The sequence below is a fragment of the Polynucleobacter sp. Tro8-14-1 genome, assembly GCF_018881655.1.
Classification (GTDB): domain Bacteria; phylum Pseudomonadota; class Gammaproteobacteria; order Burkholderiales; family Burkholderiaceae; genus Polynucleobacter.
On record NZ_JACVPX010000005.1, the window covers coordinates 21,502 to 37,900 of the forward strand.

Here is a 16,399-nt window from a genome sequence, read left to right on the forward strand (position 1 = left end):
CTATGTCTTTGAAATGTGGCATCGTCGGCCTGCCTAACGTCGGCAAATCTACCCTCTTTAATGCGCTTACCAAGGCTGGGATCGCAGCGGAAAACTATCCTTTCTGCACGATTGAGCCTAATGTGGGCGTTGTTGAGGTTCCTGACCCCCGTCTAGCTGCCTTGGCTGAGATCGTGAAGCCTGAGCGCATCCTGCCTGCAGCAGTCGAATTTGTCGATATTGCTGGTTTGGTAGCTGGCGCTTCAAAAGGAGAAGGTCTTGGCAATCAGTTTTTGGCGAATATTCGTGAAACTGATGCTATTACCCATGTCGTCCGGTGTTTTGAGGATCCCAACGTCATCCACGTTGCCGGGAAAATTGATCCCATTGCTGACATTGGTGTGATTGACACCGAATTGGCTTTATCGGACCTGGCAACAGTTGAGAAAACCCTGAATCGCTCAAGCAAGGCCGCTAAGTCTGGCAATGATAAAGAGGCTGCTGCTTTGGTTGCCGTTCTGACTAAAGTACAGACTCACCTAGATTCTGCTCTGCCAGTGCGCAGTTTGAATCTCAATGACGATGAAAAATTATTGATTAAACCGTTGTGTTTGATCACTGCTAAGCCTGCGATGTATGTTGCAAACGTCAAAGAAGATGGCTTCTCAAATAATCCACACCTTGAGGCTGTGAAGCAACATGCGGCAAAAGAAAATGCTCCAGTTGTTGCTGTATGCGCTGCGATTGAGGCAGAGATCGCCGACTTAGAAGAAGCAGACAAGATTGAATTCTTGGCTGACCTAGGCATGGAAGAGCCAGGCTTGGATCGTGTGATTCGTGCGGGCTATTCATTGCTTGGTTTACAAACCTATTTCACCGCTGGAGTTAAAGAGGTTCGCGCTTGGACCATCCATGTTGGTGATACAGCACCTCAAGCGGCTGGCGTGATTCATACAGACTTTGAGCGGGGCTTTATTCGTGCTCAGACAATCTCCTACGAAGATTTTGTGCAGTTCAAAGGAGAGTCTGGCGCCAAGGAAGCCGGAAAGATGCGCGCGGAAGGTAAAGAGTATGTTGTTAAAGATGGAGATGTATTGAATTTCTTGTTTAACGTCTAAAGTGATCTTATTTCTGCCCAATAAAAAAAGCCCTTTTCAGGGCTTTTTTGCTTATGCAGTGGTGCTCTAACGATTAAGAGGCTTTTGCTGCCTTCTCTAAGCATTTAGAAATTTCTTCATAGCGCTTTAGAGCAATCTTGGTGGGCAATACTTCTTTTTTGCGACCATCGGCATTGGCAGCCATTTTGATATAGCCCAAGGCGCTGAGATTTTTGAGGCGACCATGCAATGTAGCTTGTGAGCCTAGGTCTGAAATGGAAATCAAATCACCAACCAAAATTGCTTGCTTGGCATGGGCGCAAGAAACAATCCTATCGAGCAAACTCTCTTCGATGCAATCCAGCTTCTTGCCTGGGTTGATTCGATCGAGGGCATCAATCAAGTTAAGGAACTTGATGTAGGGTGACGGTTTAGTAGATGACATATTTAGTATTTATTTGTATTAACTCTAAGGCTAGTACTAGTGTATTCCCTTGGTCTGATTTTAGCAATTGATGCGCATCAATAAAAATTAATCCATACTAATAACAATGTCTAAATTATTCGCAATTTATTCGGAATGGCTTTTTGGGTGCGTCATTAGTGCGATGGCGTACACACTTCTCTTTTATTGCAATAGCTGGCTTACCAATAGCATTACTTTTGGCTTGGGAGTAAGTTGGATTTATCTGCCTGCTGGTCTCCGCTTATTTCTGACTTTGATTTTTGGTTTACCTGGCGCCATCGGAATTGCTATAGCCTCATTTTTAATTAGCTATTACGGCGATTTCCCGCACGACTTGACGCTGTGTATTGGCGTTGGATTAATTTCGGGATTTGCGCCTTATTTGGCTAGATTTTTTGTTTTTAGCAATCTTCGCCTTGAGTCAGACTTAAGTAATCTCAATTTCCCTAAACTCATTGCTTGTATTTTGATTTATGCCTTGCTCTCTGCAGGCTTACATCAGTGGTGGTTTTCAGTGATGGCTTTAGAAAATACAGGCACTGTAAATCACTTCTTGGTGATGTTTATTGGTGATGTGCTGGGTTCGTTGCTACTGATCTCTTTGATCAAATACTGCTTAGATCTATTGCGAAAGACTAGAAAAACAGCTCACTAAGCGCTGTCCCTGGATCTGTGGCCCGCATGAATGCCTCCCCAACCAGGAACGCGTTGATTTGATTGTTGCGCATGAGCTCTACATCAGCGTGACTCAAGATGCCAGACTCTGTTACTAAGGTTTTGTTGTCCGGAACCATGGACATTAGAGAGAGGGTGGTTTGCAGTGTCACCTCAAAGGTTTTAAGGTTTCGATTGTTAATACCAAGTAAAGGTGTTCTGAGTTCTAGCGCTTGCTCTAATTCTGGGGCATTGTGAACTTCGACCAACACATCTAAACCGAGCTCATGTGCACAGGCTTCAAGCTCTTTCATTTGATTTAATTCTAGGCAAGCCACGATCAGCAAGATTGCATCGGCGCCAATCGCACGAGCTTCATAGACTTGATACGGATCAATGGTGAAGTCTTTACGCAAAACGGGAATATTGCAGGCGGCACGAGCTTCTTGCAGATAGGCATTGCATCCTTGGAAATAATCCATATCAGTCAGTACTGATAAACAAGCTGCACCATGATTTTCGTAGGACTGGGCAATGTCTGCTGGAACGAAGTTATTGCGCAAAATGCCTTTGCTTGGGCTTGCCTTTTTGATTTCAGTAATGACTCCTGCCTTACCAGCGGAAATCTTGTTCTCAATAGCCTGAATAAAGCCTCTTGGCTTTAAAAGGGCATCACGGTTATTAGCTTCAGCTTGCCCACGTTGATTGGCAAGCGATATTTTCTGCAGGCAGCTAGCTACTTCAATCTTTTTAGTGGCAACAATTTTATCGAGGATATCGCTCATGAATAATCAATTATTGAGATTGGGTTGCTACAACAAAAGTATCTAACTTTTGACGTGCCGCTCCTGAGGTGATGGCTGCTCTAGCCAGGGTAATACCGCTAGCAATGTCTTTTGCTACTCCAGCTACATATAGTGTGGCGCCGGCATTAAGGCAGACGATATCGCTTGCAGGCCCGGGTTTGCCATCGAGCACATCCAAGACAATCTGCTTGGACTCTTCAGCATTAGCCACTTTAAAGCTGTTGGTGGGCGCGGCATTTAATCCAAAATCTTTTGGATGAATTTCATATTCACGCACTATGCCATCTTTAAGTTCGCCAACTAAGGTTGGGCCCTCTAAGGAAATTTCATCCAGACCATCTCGCCCGTACACAACGAGCGCATGCTCCATGCCCAAAGCTTGTAATACACGCGCCTGAATGCCGACTAGGTCAGCATGAAATACACCCATCAAAATCCGTTTAGCGTCAGCGGGGTTGGTAAGAGGGCCAAGGATGTTGAAAATAGTCCGGACACCGAGTTGTTTGCGAATGGGAACTATATTCTTCATCGCCGGATGATGGTTCGGCGCAAACATAAAGCCAGCACCAACAGTAGTGATGCACGTGGCGACTTGATCAGCGGATAAAGCCAGATTTACGCCAAGCGCTTCTAATACATCTGCGCTACCTGATTTGCTGCTCACGCTGCGATTGCCGTGCTTGGCTATCTTTGCACCCGCTCCCGCAGCCACAAACATCGCTGCAGTAGAGATATTGAATGTATGGGCACCATCACCACCTGTGCCCACCACATCTACCAAATGACTACGGTCATCCACCTTTACTGAGGTAGCAAACTCGCGCATCACTTGTGCGGCAGCAGCGATTTCACCAACAGTTTCTTTTTTGGTGCGCAGGGCAACCAATAATCCAGCCACCAACTCTGGCGCCATTTCACCGCTCATGATGAGTCGCATCATTGCTGTCATTTCATCATGAAATAGTTCTCGATGTTCAATGCAGCGTTGGAGGGCTTCTTGCGGAGTGATTGACATGGCGCTGTTGGCAGACTGTTTATTTGTTTTGTAAAAAATTCTTGAGTAAGGCGTGGCCATGCTCGGAAAGAATAGATTCTGGATGGAATTGCACGCCCTCAACTGCGAGTTCTTTATGGCGTACGCCCATGATCTCACCGTCAGAAGAAGTGGCAGTTACTTCTAGCATTGCTGGCAAAGAGCTTTTCTCAATGGCTAGTGAGTGATAACGAGTGACCTTAAATGGATCAGGCAAATTCTTAAATACACCCACACCAGTGTGATGAATGCTATCGGTCTTGCCATGCATGACTTTTTGGGCGCGAATGACTTTTCCGCCAAATGCTTCACCAATAGCTTGGTGCCCTAAGCACACGCCTAGGATCGGAATTTGTCCCGCATAGCGCTTGATGGTGTCGACTGAAATACCTGCCTCAGAAGGGCTGCATGGCCCAGGTGAGATGCAAATGCGCGCTGGATGCAGTTTGGCAATATCTTCCACAGCAATTTCATCATTGCGAAAGACTTTTACCTCCTCACCAAGCTCTGCAAAGTACTGAACGAGGTTGTAAGTAAATGAATCGTAGTTATCAATCATTAGGAGCATCAAGTCCTCCTTGTACTAAATCTGCTGCAGTCAATACCGCGCGTGCCTTTGCTTCGGTTTCTTTCCATTCGGCAGTCGGATCAGAGTCAGCAACAACGCCAGCTCCAGCCTGAGAGTGCAGCATGCCGTCACGGATCACGCCGGTACGAATGGCAATGGCCACATCCATATCGCCTGAGAAAGACAGGTAACCCACTGCGCCACCATAAACACCACGCTTCACAATTTCCATCTCATCAATGATTTCCATTGCCCGAATTTTTGGCGCACCTGATAAGGTGCCCGCTGGGAAGGTCGCTCGCAATACATCCATATTGCTCATATTGTCCAAAAGATGGCCCTCTACTGAACTCACGATGTGCTGAACGTGGGAGTATTTCTCAATAGACATGGAGTCGGTGACTTTGACTGAGCCTGTTTTGGCAATGCGGCCCACGTCATTACGGGCTAAATCAATCAACATCACATGCTCAGCAATTTCTTTGGGGTCGGCCAAGAGTTCCTTGGCTAAACGTTCGTCTTCCTGTGGATTGACTCCGCGAGGGCGGGTGCCAGCCAGTGGTCTGATGGTCACAATCTTCTCGGCAGCCCGTTTTTCTTGGCGCACCAAAATCTCAGGGGATGAGCCAACAATTTGCAAATCGCCAAAGTCATAGAAGTACATGTATGGCGATGGATTAAGCGAGCGCAACGCTCTGTAGAGGGCTAATGGTGAGTCTGTAAATGGTTTACTAATACGCTGACCAATGACTACCTGCATACAATCGCCAGCCAAAATATATTCTTTGGTCTTAAGTACTGCTTTTTCAAAATCAGCTGCTTTGAATTTGCGGATGAGATCGGTTTTAGTGCTTGGTAAAGATGCCGGCATATTTACTGGCTTACTAAGACAAGCGAGTAATTCTTTTAGGCGATCTTGCGCTTTTACAAAACCATCAGCAATGCTCGGATCCGCATAGACAATCAAATAAATTTTGCCAGCAACGTTATCAATCACTGCTAACTCTTCAGTCAGCATTAGTTGAATATCAGGAACGCCTAATTCATCCGGTAGTTGATGCTTGGCTAAACGTGACTCGATATAGCGAACAGTGTCATAACCAAAGTAGCCGGCAAGGCCACCGCAAAAGCGGGGCATATCAGCTTGTAAAGCTACCTTAAAACGCTTGAAGTAAGCATCCACAAAGTCGAGTGGATTATCGGTATTCATTTCAACCACTTTTCCATCAGTCACTACTTCGTTGACTGGTGCTGAAGGGGTGCCGACAGTTCTCACGATAGTCTTGGCAGGCAGGCCAATAAAGGAGAAGCGGCCGAAACGCTCGCCACCCAAAACAGACTCCAATAAGTATGTGTTGGTTTTACCGAACGCTTGAGTCAGCTTAACGTAAAGAGACAGTGGAGTCTCTAGATCCGCCAAAACCTCTTTGATCAGAGGAATGCGATTGAAACCCTGCATTGCTAGGGCGTTAAATTCTTCGCGCTGCATTACGCTTTTCCTGACTTTCCTAATTCAGTGCGCATCGCTTGAATGACTTGAGCATAATTTTCTTGTGCGTAAATTGCTGAGCCTGCAACAAAAGTATCAGCACCTGCTCGAGCCACTTCTGCAATGTTGTCGACTTTAATTCCGCCATCCACTTCAAGGCGAATATGTCGACCAGTCTCAGCCTGGTAACGATCGAGGCGTGCGCGTACTTGAGCAATCTTATTCAGAGTACTTGGGATGAATGATTGACCGCCAAATCCTGGGTTTACTGACATCAGCAAAACAAGATCCAACAATTCCAAAGTGTGATCGAGATGAGTTAGTGGTGTTGCTGGATTGAATACGAGACCTGCTTGACAGCCCTGATCACGAATCAAGTTCAATGTGCGATTGACATGAGGACTTGCTTCGGGATGAAAGCTAATTAAATTGGCGCCTGCTTTGGCAAAGTCAGGGACGATGCGATCTACCGGCTCGATCATTAAATGCACATCGATCACCGCAGGTTTGCCATCTTTATTTGCATAAGGACGAATAGCCTCGCAAACCAAGGGGCCAATAGTCAGGTTGGGCACATAGTGGTTATCCATCACGTCAAAGTGAATCCAGTCGGCGCCCGCCACTAAAACGTCTTGAACTTCCTTACCAAGACAGGCGAAGTCAGCCGACAAAATGGATGGGGCAATAACAAATTGACTATTTGAGGATGATTTTTGGCTTTCCATCCCTAGATTCTAGCTTGCAGTTGGCCTTAGGATGGAGCAGAATTCGTCCATGAATCCCCACGAAATGAGCATTACGGTCAAAGCCCAGTACCTTCCTGAGCAATCTGACCCCGATAACCGCCAATTTGCCTTTGCTTATACGGTAACTATCCGCAATACGGGGACTGCCAGTATTCAGGTAATTGCCCGCCATTGGTTCATTACAGACGGGGATAACGATGTCCAGGAGGTCAGAGGTCTGGGCGTTGTTGGGCAGCAACCGCTATTACGCTCTGGAGAGCACTTTGAGTACACCAGCTGGGCAACCTTGCCCACTCCGGCCGGAACAATGCGTGGGGAGTATTTTTGTGTCACTGAGGATGCCCAGTTCTTTCAGGCCCCTATCCCAGAGTTTGCCCTGGTGATGCCACGTACTCTGCATTAACGTAGGGTGGTGAGAATGCTATTTTTTGCCCTTGCCTGTCCAAAGAACAATAAATAACAAAAGTCCTAAGGCAACAGCGCCTTCAAAAACAAACAGTAGCATTGGGTATTCATCGAGTAAATTGGCAATCATGATTTCTAAATTTAAATTAGTTCCGTTAAGTGTATTCGCTATCCTCATAACTAGCTTGATTGTTGGATGCTCTACGCCTCCCACTCGGGGGGCGGGATATCGCTCTAGTGGTTCTGGCGCTTCGCCATCAAGCTATAGCTCCTCGATTGCAAGCTTTAGTGCTGTCTCTTGGCAAGCCTTGCCTGGATGGCAGGAAGACGACTTGTCTCAGGCTTGGCCTGCTTGGTTAAAAAGTTGCGATGCTTTGCGTAAGAAAAGTGCTGATGTGAACTGGCGCTCAGTGTGTGCCCAGGCCGCCAATGTATCAAGCCGTGACACGCAGGCTATTCGTAAATATTTTGAAAATAATTTTCAAGCTTATGAAATTCGCAATAGCTCCGGTAGTGACACGGGCTTGATCACGGGTTATTACGAACCAGTAATGAATGGCTCACAAACTCGTACGAGTGCTTATAACGTGCCGCTCTACGGCTACCCTAATGCTTGGCGCAAATCTAAGCCCAACCCAGGCCCAAGCCGTGCCGAGCTAATGAGTTCTGGTGTGTTGCAGGGCTCTGAAATTGCTTGGGTGCAGGATCCAGTAGCAGCAGCGTTCATGCAAATTCAAGGTTCTGGAAAAATTCGTCTTGAGGATGGACGCATCCTGCGTCTGGGTTTTGCGGGCACCAATGATCAGCCTTTTAAATCCTTTGCTCAGTGGTTGTTAGATCGCAAAGAAATCACACGTAGTGAAGCGACGATGCAAGGCATTTCACAATGGGCTAAAAGAAATCCCGGCCAAGTAAATGAAATGCTGAACGCCAATCCCCGTTTTGTTTTCTTTAAAGAGTTACCTGGCAATCTCTCTGCTGATTTAGGCCCAAATGGCGCCCTCGGTGTTCCGCTCACAGCTGAGCGCAGTATTGCAGTAGATTTACAAGCCTTGCCACTGGGCGCGCCTGTCTTTTTAGCAGCCACCAAACCATTAAGTAGTCAGCCTTTGCAAAAGCTGGTGATGGCACAGGATACGGGTAAAGCAATTGTGGGTGGCGTCAGAGCCGACTACTATTGGGGATCCGGAGATGCTGCTGGAGAGATGGCAGGTCGTATGAAACAAAATGGCAGGATGTGGTTGTTGTTGCCACGTTAATTAATACTTTTCACCGAAAGAAATTCATGAGCTACAAAACTATTTTGACTGAAGTGGATGGTAAGGTTGCCACCATTACTTTGAATCGCCCTGAAGTGTTAAATGCCTTGAACGATCAGCTCATGGAAGAGCTTGGTGCTGCATTAATGGCATTTGACGCGGATGACAATATTGGTTGCATGATCGTTACTGGCAGTGAAAAGGCATTTGCTGCTGGAGCGGATATTGCTTCAATGGCCAAGTACGGTTTAAAAGATGTTTATCGCGGTGACTTTATTACCCGTAACTGGGAAGAGATCAAAAAAGTACGTAAGCCTGTAATCGCTGCTGTCTCTGGCTATGCCCTTGGTGGTGGCTGTGAGTTGGCCATGATGTGCGACACGATCATGGCGGCGGATAATGCTAAGTTTGCTCAGCCCGAAGTAAAGCTGGGCATTATCCCAGGCGCTGGCGGTACACAGCGCTTACCTCGCGCGGTATCCAAAGCAAAAGCGATGGATCTAGCTTTGACGGGCCGCATGATGGATGCCGCTGAAGCTGAGCGCTCCGGTTTGGTTGCCAGGATCTTCCCACAAGCAGATTTGCTGAAAGAAGTTAAAGCAATTGCCAAAGGAATTGCAGATATGCCTTTGTTAACTGCAATGATGGTGAAGGAAAGTATCAACACTGCTTATGAAACTACCTTGTCTGAAGGTATTCATTTTGAGCGCCGCCTCTTTCATGCTTGCTTTGGAACGAGTGATCAAAAAGAAGGCATGGCTGCGTTCATGGAAAAGCGCCCAGCTAAATTTACCAATTCTTAATTCAATAGCTGAAGAGAAAGTTTGAAAGAACTCAGTTTTTTTCTAGGAAGCGTTGAGCTAGTTTGACCCAATAGCTCACGCCGATTGGAATCAAGGAATCATTGAAATCGTAAGAAGGATTGTGCAAATGGCATGGTCCCATGCCATGACCTACCGAGCGATGATCGCCATCGCCATTGCCTAAGAATACGTAACAGCCCGGCTTCTCTAGCAACATAAACGCAAAGTCTTCCGCGCCCATTGTGGGATCGATTGAAGCATTGACATTCTGCTTGCCAACCAATTCACTCATGACTTCGGTTGCAAATTCCACTTCGTTGGCATGATTAATAAGAGGCGGGTAATTTCTAGAAAACGTAATTTCTGCTTGGCAATCAAACGCCCCTGCAACGCTATGAGCGATTTCTCGTAAACGTTGCTCGATTAAATCTAAGACGTCCAAAGTAAATGTACGTACCGTACCGCCAATGAAGGCGCTATCCGGAATGACATTGCTCGTTTCACCCGCATGAAATTGCGTAATCGATAAAACAGCAGCATCTACAGGACGCTTATTACGTGTAATGATGCTCTGTAATGCAAGCACTACTTGGGCGCCAGTAAATACTGGATCTGCACTATTGTGGGGTAGGGCGGCGTGACCGCCTTTACCGGTAATGGTAATTTCAAAAGTATTGCTTGAAGCCATCATTGGGCCGGAGGTCACTCCAAAGTGACCTTCTGCCAAGCCGGGCCAGTTATGCAAGCCAAATACTGCGTCGCATGGAAATTCTTTGAAAAGTCCATCCTTAATCATTTCATTCGCACCAGCGCCACCTTCTTCTGCTGGCTGGAAAATAAAAATCACCGTGCCTTTAAAGTCGCGGTGATTGGATAAATATTGTGCGGCGCCAAGCAGCATTGCAGTGTGACCATCATGTCCACAAGCATGCATTTTTCCGGGGTTTGTTGATGCATGAGCAAAGTTGTTGTGCTCCTGCAATGGAAGCGCATCCATATCAGCGCGCAAACCAATCATTTTTCCGGGGCCTAAGTCACCATCTAAACGACCTACGACACCTGTTTTTCCCATGCCGCGGTAGACGGCAATTCCCCAGCTAGAAAGCGCTTCCGCAACTAGATCGGCAGTGCGATTTTCTTCGAAACGCAATTCAGGATGCGCATGAATATTGCGTCGAATTTCTTGAATGGCTTCCGCGGAGTCAATAATTTCTGGGGATAAATGCATCCCTTCATCTTATCCGAAAGTCTTTGGATATGCCTTTTGGGCTAAATTACCGCAAATTAATTGTCGGGTAATTGAATGTGCTTTGCAGCAAAACCCAAGGCTTCAATTGAATATGGGCTGTTATCGGCTTTTTGGAGTTCTTTTGGAAGCTCTGGAATGAGGCCCAAAAATGGGGTATCTATTCTGGCTTGTAGAGTCTGAATATTTTCTTCAAGCAGAGGCATTTCTGTGGATAGGGTATTCGCTACCCATCCCGCAATATTTAAGTTACGCGCTTTGATTGCCTCACAAGTTAGGAGGGCGTGATTAATGCAGCCTAATTTCATGCCCACCACCAGGATGATGGGAAATTTAATTTCTTGGGCGAAAGTCCCCAAATCTTCCCGCTCATTTAGGGGGATAAGTAAGCCGCCGGCGCCCTCAACCACAACGCAATCTGCCCGGTCTTGAACATTTTGAAAGCTCTGTAAGATCAGGCTCATTTCAAGTTGCAGCCCTTGGTGGGCCGCTACCAAATGTGGAGCAGCCGGTCGATTCAATACATAAGGACACAAACTCAATTCAGTGGAGCTGAGGTTTGAGGCGATGCGCAGTGTTTCTAAATCTTCATTCAGAGTGTGGCCTTGTGCATCTTGATAAGTTCCAGCAACAACCGGTTTAAAGCCAATCGCTTTCATTCCCTGTTCGCGTAGTTTCAGAATGAGAGCGCCGCTCACCAGCGTTTTTCCAACCTCGGTGTCTGTACCGGCGACAAAGAAGCCTGTGGCCTTACTCATGAGAGCCCTTTTGAAGGACTGTTTGCTCGATGGTCTTTAAGGTATCAATGAGTTGACGCACATCTGCTTCGCCATGGTTAGCAGAGAACGTAATGCGTAATCTTGCACTGCCATTGGGTACGGTAGGAGGGCGAATAGCAGGAATCCAATAGCCAGCATCATCAAGTAACTTAGCAGCGAGCAGGGCGTTGGCATTGCTGCCCAATATGACAGGCTGAATGGCAGTACAAGAGGACACTTTTTCCCATTGAGTAAATTGCATTTCACCTTGCCATATACCAATTAGTTTGTTGAGATGAATGCGGCGATTGCTGCCCTCATCCCCCTCGATGATCTGCAAACTTTTTGAAAGCGTATGTGCTATCGCAGGTGGCGTTGCGGTGCTGTAAATGAAAGGGCGACCCTTTTGAATGAGCCACTCAATAAAAGTGGCTTGTGCACAAACAAAGGCGCCGCTGACGCCCGCAGCCTTTCCAAGTGTGCCAATATAAATAATGCGATCAGAGCATATATTTTCCTGCTCCAAAATGCCATGACCTTGTTTACCTAACACTCCGAAACCGTGAGCATCATCTACGAGTAACAGTGCATCGTATTGCTCAGCAAGTTTTAATAATTCCTCAACTGGAGCAAGGTCACCATCCATACTAAAGACACCATCAGTAACAATGATCTTCAGTGGATGTTGATCTGCTTTCAGTAATTCTTCTAATGAATCAAGTTGTGTGTGATCAAACAGGGCGACATTTGCTTGAGTCTGAGCAGCCGCTAAACGAATGCCATCAATTAAAGAGGCATGATTGAGCTTTGCAGAATAAATGCTGGTGGATTTTTGTGGCGCAAGTCTCGCTAGACCTGTGATGGCGGTAAGGTTGGCGAGATAGCCGGTACTAAAAAATAGGGCGCGCGCATTCGGAATGTGTTGCTTTTGAAAAGAGGCCAATTGGTTTTCAAGCAGCTCATGAGCCCTGCTGTGGCCGCTAATGAGATGGGAGGCGCCACTGCCTACCCCATACTTCTGAGCGCCTTCAGTAAGCGCTTGAATTAACGCAGGATGGTTTGCTAGTCCTAAATAGTCATTGCTACAAAATGCTTTGAGCTCGCGTCCATCAACTAAAGCTTTGGTATCGCATGGAGATTCTGTTGCTCTGAGTTTGCGTTTGAGTAATTGCGACTCAAGTTCTGCAATTTGCTCTTGCGCTAACTTTAAGGCCTGGTATGCGTTCGTCATGCCAAGGTTTTCTCAAGGGCAGCTTGCACGGCATGACCTAGTTGAATGGTTTCTGCTGCAGACAAAATATACGGTGGCATGACGTAGATAGTATTGCCGATTGGTCTAATCAATACACCTTCGCTCAAACAGTTTGAGAACATCGTTCGCGCAAACATCTTAGGCTTTTTCAGAAACTCATTTTTAATATCGAATGCCAAGATCATTCCTTGCTGGCGCCAATGCTCAATGCGGGAATCCGTTTTTGCCCACGCAAATGCATTTACTAAATCCTTTGAGCGCTCAATATTTTTTTCTAATACTTTGTCAGTTTCGAAAATCTCTAAACAAGCCAGTGCGGCAGCACACGCTAGTGGGTTACCGGTATAAGAATGAGAATGTAAAAACCCTTGCTGGATTTGATCGCCATAAAAAGCTTGATATATCTGGTCTGTCGTAAGGCAGAGTGACAGTGGAAGATAGCCGCCGCTAATTCCTTTGGACAGGGTTAAGAAGTCTGGCCAGATACCAGCATGCTCACAGGCAAAGAACTTGCCACTCCGCCCACAGCCCACCGCAATCTCATCTGCAATCAGATGTACTTCGTAGCGATCACATAAATCCCTGACTAAACGTAGATACTCGGAAGAGTGCATGGCCATTTGCCCTGCGCACTGCACCAAAGGCTCGACAATAATGGCAGCAATATTGCCATGTTCTTTTACAAATAATTCTTCGAGTTGTTTTGCTGCATATCTTGCTACATCTTCTGCGCTCTCACCAGCTTTTGCTTTGCGTGCATCAGGTGATGTAATGGTAAAGACATCTTGCAATAACGATCCATAGGCGTCCCGAAAAATAGCAACATCCGTTACTGCTAATGCACCAAGTGTTTCCCCGTGATAACCATTTTCCAAGCAAACAAATTTCTTCTTTTGTGGTTTGCCGTTGAGTTGCCAGTAGTGGTGACTCATCTTGAGCGCTATTTCTACTGCAGACGCACCATCGGAGGCATAAAAGACATGGCCTAAATGGTGATTGGTGAGTGCAGACAGTTTTTCAGATAGCTCTACTACGGGCGCATGCGTAAATCCGGCGAGCATTACATGCTCAATTTTTTCGAGTTGCGTGGTAATGGCTTGATTGATGCGTGGGTTGGAGTGGCCAAATAAATTGGTCCACCAAGAACTAATGGAGTCGAGTAAGGCTTTTCCGTTTTCGTCATAGAGCCAGGCACCCTTACCTTTTGTAATGGCAACCAGTGGAAAGGACTCATGCTGTTTCATCTGCGTGCATGGATGCCAGACGGCTGCAAGGCTGCGATTAACGAGGGGGGCTTGATTTAAATCAGAAATAACCTTCATGTTTGATATTTGACCACTAGTTTTTCCAAATTCAGGCCTGTATCTGTTATGTTTATGCCTTGAATCCCCTCATTTTCTGGAATTTACCCATGCAGGACACTCAAACCGTTGAAAAACCCTTAACCCAATTCAAATCTAAAGCGGATTTGCATCAGGGCGTAAGCGCAGGGGGAGAGGCAACTGGCGAGTGGTCAGTGGCTCAAATTCAAGCCTTATTTGCACTTCCTTTGAATGAATTGATGTTGAAGGCTCAAGAGACTCATAAAGCCTATTTCCCAGAGGGTGATGTTGAATTAGCCACTTTGTTGTCAATTAAGACGGGCGGTTGTCCTGAGGATTGTGGTTATTGCCCTCAAGCTGCTCGTTATGACACCGACGTTAAGGCTGAGAAGTTAATGGGCTTAGAAGAGGTCTTAGAGGCTGCCAAAGCTGCTAAAGCCGCCGGTTCTAACCGTTTCTGTATGGGTGCCGCATGGCGCGAACCCAAAGACCGCGATATTGAAAAAGTGACTGCCATGATCAAGGGCGTAAAAGCCTTGGGTCTGGAGACCTGCGCCACCTTAGGCATGCTGGAGGCGGATCAAGCCCAGGCACTGCAAGAGGCTGGCCTAGACTTTTATAACCATAACTTAGATACCAGCGAAGATTTCTACCGTTCTGTGATCTCAACCAGAGGCTACCAAGACCGTTTGGATACGATTTCCAATGTCCGCGCCGCTGGCATGTCGGTTTGTTGTGGCGGTATTGTCGGCATGGGCGAGTCTAGACAGCAGCGCGCCGCATTTTTGGCTCGCTTAGCCAATTTGAGCCCCTACCCAGAATCCGTTCCTATCAATCATCTAGTGCCAGTAGCCGGTACGCCCTTAGCTGAGCAAAAGCCTTTGGACCCACTGGAGTTTGTGAGAACGATTGCGGTTGCTAGGATCACAATGCCTAAAGCCCGCGTACGTTTATCTGCCGGTCGTCAGGAGCTTGGCAGGGCAGTTCAGGCCATGTGCTTTATGGCGGGAGCTAACTCTATTTTCTATGGTGAGCAACTACTTACTACCGGTAATCCCGAGGCAGAACAAGACCGTGAGCTCTTGGCAGAGTTGGGGTTAAAAACTAAACAAAGCTGTAAAGCAGAGGTTTTGGTTTAGTTTTCCACGCGGATGTCTCCAATAGATCGCCTCATTCTGGAGTTTGATACCGCCCTTCGGTCGGTGGTCGGAGGTGCTCATGCCCATAGACCGACTCCAGGATCTGATTTTCGAGGTAATTCCGGTTTGGATACTGTCGAGCGCAAACATGCAGCAGGACTCATGCGAGTCAATCATGTGGGTGAAGTTTGTGCACAAGCGCTGTATCAATCGCAAAAATTAGTTGCTCGAAATCCTGAAATTCAGGAGATGTTAGATCACTCTGGGCAAGAAGAAATGGATCATCTGGCATGGTGTGAAAATCGTCTTCAAGAGCTCGGGTCACACACTAGTTATCTCAATCCACTTTGGTATGCGGGATCCTTTGCAATTGGCTTGGCAGCAGGCTTAGCGGGCGATAAGTGGAGTTTAGGTTTTGTTGCTGAAACAGAAAAACAAGTCGAGAATCACTTGGAAAGTCATCTCGAAAAATTGCCAAAAGAAGATCAACGATCTCGTGCAATTGTGGATCAAATGCGCATTGATGAAATTGCTCACGGACAAGCTGCAAAAAATGCTGGCGGTGCAAATTTGCCAGAACCCATTCAAAAAATAATGCAGGCGATGTCTAAGATAATGACCACCACTGCTTACAAAATTTAATACGGAAATAGGTTTTAATTCTCAAAACTCATCTCTGATTAATTTTTGAGATATTTTTTTACGTATTACTGTTTTTAAATACAGTATATTTAGGCATTATCTAGTGCAATAGCTAAGATCTATTCTTAAGTATATTTTCCAAGCCATTGTTTCAAGTAGCTATTTTATTATCACCATTTTCTCAACACATGACGCTAAGTGTTTGTAAACACTAGAGAAATTCCTAAAAAAACTCCTAAAAACACTTGACCCTCTTAGTGTGATCCTCTAAAGTGGGAGGAAGTGTGAAAAAGTGGGGTAAATGGTGTTTCAAGGTGCGTCAGCTCTCAATTTGGATGCAAAAGGCCGCATGTCTGTGCCGGCTAAGCATCGTGACGCCTTGTTGGTGCAGGGTGAGGGCCGAATCACGCTTACAAAACACCCCGATGGGTGCTTACTTCTTTTCCCAAGACCAGAGTGGGAAACCTTCAGAGCAAGAGTTGCGCAACTTCCGATGGATGCCCATTGGTGGCGCCGTATTTTTTTAGGTAACGCAGCAGAGATAGATTTGGATGGTGCTGGTCGCGTACTGGTGAGTCCAGAGTTGCGCGCTGCTGCCGGGATTGAAAAAGAAGTGATTTTGCTTGGCATGGGAAGTCACTTGGAGTTGTGGGACGCAGCTACATACGCTGCAAAAGAACAGGCTGCGATTGCACAAGGCATGCCTGAAGCACTCAAGCAATTTAATTTTTGATG

Annotated in this window: 18 protein-coding genes; 8 read left to right on the forward strand and 10 right to left on the reverse strand. The window is 46.5% G+C overall.

Annotation, left to right across the window (positions count from 1 at the left end):
- Positions 1–2: 2 nt before the first annotated feature.
- Complete coding sequence (gene ychF / locus ICN34_RS06430) at positions 3–1,097, forward strand: redox-regulated ATPase YchF (RefSeq protein WP_216121513.1); 1,095 nt, start codon at positions 3–5, stop codon at positions 1,095–1,097.
- A 73-nt stretch (positions 1,098–1,170) separates the two neighbouring features.
- Here the strand turns inward: ychF and ICN34_RS06435 are convergent, their stop codons facing one another.
- Positions 1,171–1,521 (reverse strand): hypothetical protein, encoded by a 351-nt coding sequence (locus ICN34_RS06435; protein ID WP_072583415.1) that lies wholly within the window; start codon positions 1,519–1,521, stop codon positions 1,171–1,173.
- A gap of 106 nt (positions 1,522–1,627) precedes the next feature.
- Here ICN34_RS06435 and ICN34_RS06440 point away from each other — a divergent pair, with 106 nt between their 5' ends.
- Positions 1,628–2,197: a hypothetical protein gene (locus ICN34_RS06440; RefSeq protein ID WP_216121515.1), complete on the forward strand. Its 570-nt coding sequence runs from the start codon at positions 1,628–1,630 to the stop codon at positions 2,195–2,197.
- Here ICN34_RS06440 and trpC read toward each other — a convergent pair.
- From trpC to rpe, 5 genes are read right to left on the reverse strand one after another with little or no spacing between them, the layout of a single operon-like run.
- Positions 2,178–2,981, reverse strand: coding sequence for an indole-3-glycerol phosphate synthase TrpC (trpC, locus tag ICN34_RS06445; protein ID WP_072583413.1), 804 nt, complete (start codon positions 2,979–2,981; stop codon positions 2,178–2,180). The genes ICN34_RS06440 and trpC overlap by 20 nt on opposite strands.
- 10 nt (positions 2,982–2,991) lie before the next feature.
- Complete coding sequence (gene trpD, locus ICN34_RS06450; protein ID WP_216121517.1) at positions 2,992–4,017, reverse strand: anthranilate phosphoribosyltransferase; 1,026 nt, start codon at positions 4,015–4,017, stop codon at positions 2,992–2,994.
- A 19-nt stretch (positions 4,018–4,036) separates the two neighbouring features.
- On the reverse strand, positions 4,037–4,603 hold the full coding sequence (locus tag ICN34_RS06455) for an aminodeoxychorismate/anthranilate synthase component II (protein WP_216121519.1): 567 nt from the start codon (positions 4,601–4,603) through the stop codon (positions 4,037–4,039).
- Positions 4,587–6,092, reverse strand: coding sequence for an anthranilate synthase component I (gene trpE, locus ICN34_RS06460; protein WP_216121521.1), 1,506 nt, complete (start codon positions 6,090–6,092; stop codon positions 4,587–4,589). Before trpE ends, ICN34_RS06455 begins: the two co-directional genes overlap by 17 nt.
- On the reverse strand, positions 6,092–6,817 hold the full coding sequence (rpe, locus tag ICN34_RS06465; RefSeq protein WP_216121523.1) for a ribulose-phosphate 3-epimerase: 726 nt from the start codon (positions 6,815–6,817) through the stop codon (positions 6,092–6,094). The genes trpE and rpe overlap by 1 nt, the downstream gene beginning before the upstream one ends.
- Positions 6,818–6,866: 49 nt before the next feature.
- Between rpe and apaG the strand changes: the two genes are divergently transcribed.
- From apaG to ICN34_RS06480, 3 genes are all read left to right on the forward strand, one after another.
- On the forward strand, positions 6,867–7,241 hold the full coding sequence (apaG, locus tag ICN34_RS06470) for a Co2+/Mg2+ efflux protein ApaG (protein ID WP_072583449.1): 375 nt from the start codon (positions 6,867–6,869) through the stop codon (positions 7,239–7,241).
- A 130-nt stretch (positions 7,242–7,371) separates the two neighbouring features.
- Complete coding sequence (locus ICN34_RS06475) at positions 7,372–8,502, forward strand: murein transglycosylase A (protein ID WP_216121525.1); 1,131 nt, start codon at positions 7,372–7,374, stop codon at positions 8,500–8,502.
- 26 nt (positions 8,503–8,528) lie between these two features.
- Entirely contained in the window at positions 8,529–9,305 is a 777-nt protein-coding gene (locus ICN34_RS06480; RefSeq protein WP_216121527.1) for an enoyl-CoA hydratase, read from the forward strand.
- A gap of 31 nt (positions 9,306–9,336) precedes the next feature.
- Here ICN34_RS06480 and ICN34_RS06485 read toward each other — a convergent pair whose 3' ends face one another.
- Genes ICN34_RS06485 through bioA form a run of 4 tightly spaced genes read right to left on the reverse strand, consistent with a single transcriptional unit; the run spans position 9,337 to position 13,883 of the window.
- Positions 9,337–10,533: a M20 aminoacylase family protein gene (locus tag ICN34_RS06485; protein ID WP_216121529.1), complete on the reverse strand. Its 1,197-nt coding sequence runs from the start codon at positions 10,531–10,533 to the stop codon at positions 9,337–9,339.
- Positions 10,534–10,589: 56 nt separating this feature from the next.
- A complete protein-coding gene (bioD, locus tag ICN34_RS06490) occupies positions 10,590–11,309 on the reverse strand; it encodes a dethiobiotin synthase (protein WP_216121530.1) in 720 nt (239 codons plus the stop codon).
- On the reverse strand, positions 11,302–12,540 hold the full coding sequence (gene bioF, locus ICN34_RS06495; RefSeq protein WP_216121532.1) for an 8-amino-7-oxononanoate synthase: 1,239 nt from the start codon (positions 12,538–12,540) through the stop codon (positions 11,302–11,304). Before bioF ends, bioD begins: the two co-directional genes overlap by 8 nt.
- On the reverse strand, positions 12,537–13,883 hold the full coding sequence (gene bioA / locus ICN34_RS06500) for an adenosylmethionine--8-amino-7-oxononanoate transaminase (RefSeq protein ID WP_216121534.1): 1,347 nt from the start codon (positions 13,881–13,883) through the stop codon (positions 12,537–12,539). Before bioA ends, bioF begins: the two co-directional genes overlap by 4 nt.
- 89 nt (positions 13,884–13,972) lie before the next feature.
- On the opposite strand from bioA, the gene bioB reads away from it, so the two are divergent.
- The 3 genes from bioB (at position 13,973) to mraZ (ending at position 16,397) form a co-directional block, all read left to right on the forward strand.
- Entirely contained in the window at positions 13,973–15,022 is a 1,050-nt protein-coding gene (gene bioB / locus ICN34_RS06505) for a biotin synthase BioB (protein WP_072583402.1), read from the forward strand.
- A gap of 12 nt (positions 15,023–15,034) precedes the next feature.
- Positions 15,035–15,664, forward strand: coding sequence for a 2-polyprenyl-3-methyl-6-methoxy-1,4-benzoquinone monooxygenase (coq7, locus tag ICN34_RS06510; protein WP_072583401.1), 630 nt, complete (start codon positions 15,035–15,037; stop codon positions 15,662–15,664).
- 304 nt (positions 15,665–15,968) lie between these two features.
- The gene (gene mraZ / locus ICN34_RS06515; protein ID WP_216121756.1) at positions 15,969–16,397 is read left to right on the forward strand and encodes a division/cell wall cluster transcriptional repressor MraZ; all 429 of its coding nucleotides are present in this window, start codon (positions 15,969–15,971) and stop codon (positions 16,395–16,397) included.
- The last annotated feature ends 2 nt before the right edge of the window (positions 16,398–16,399 follow it).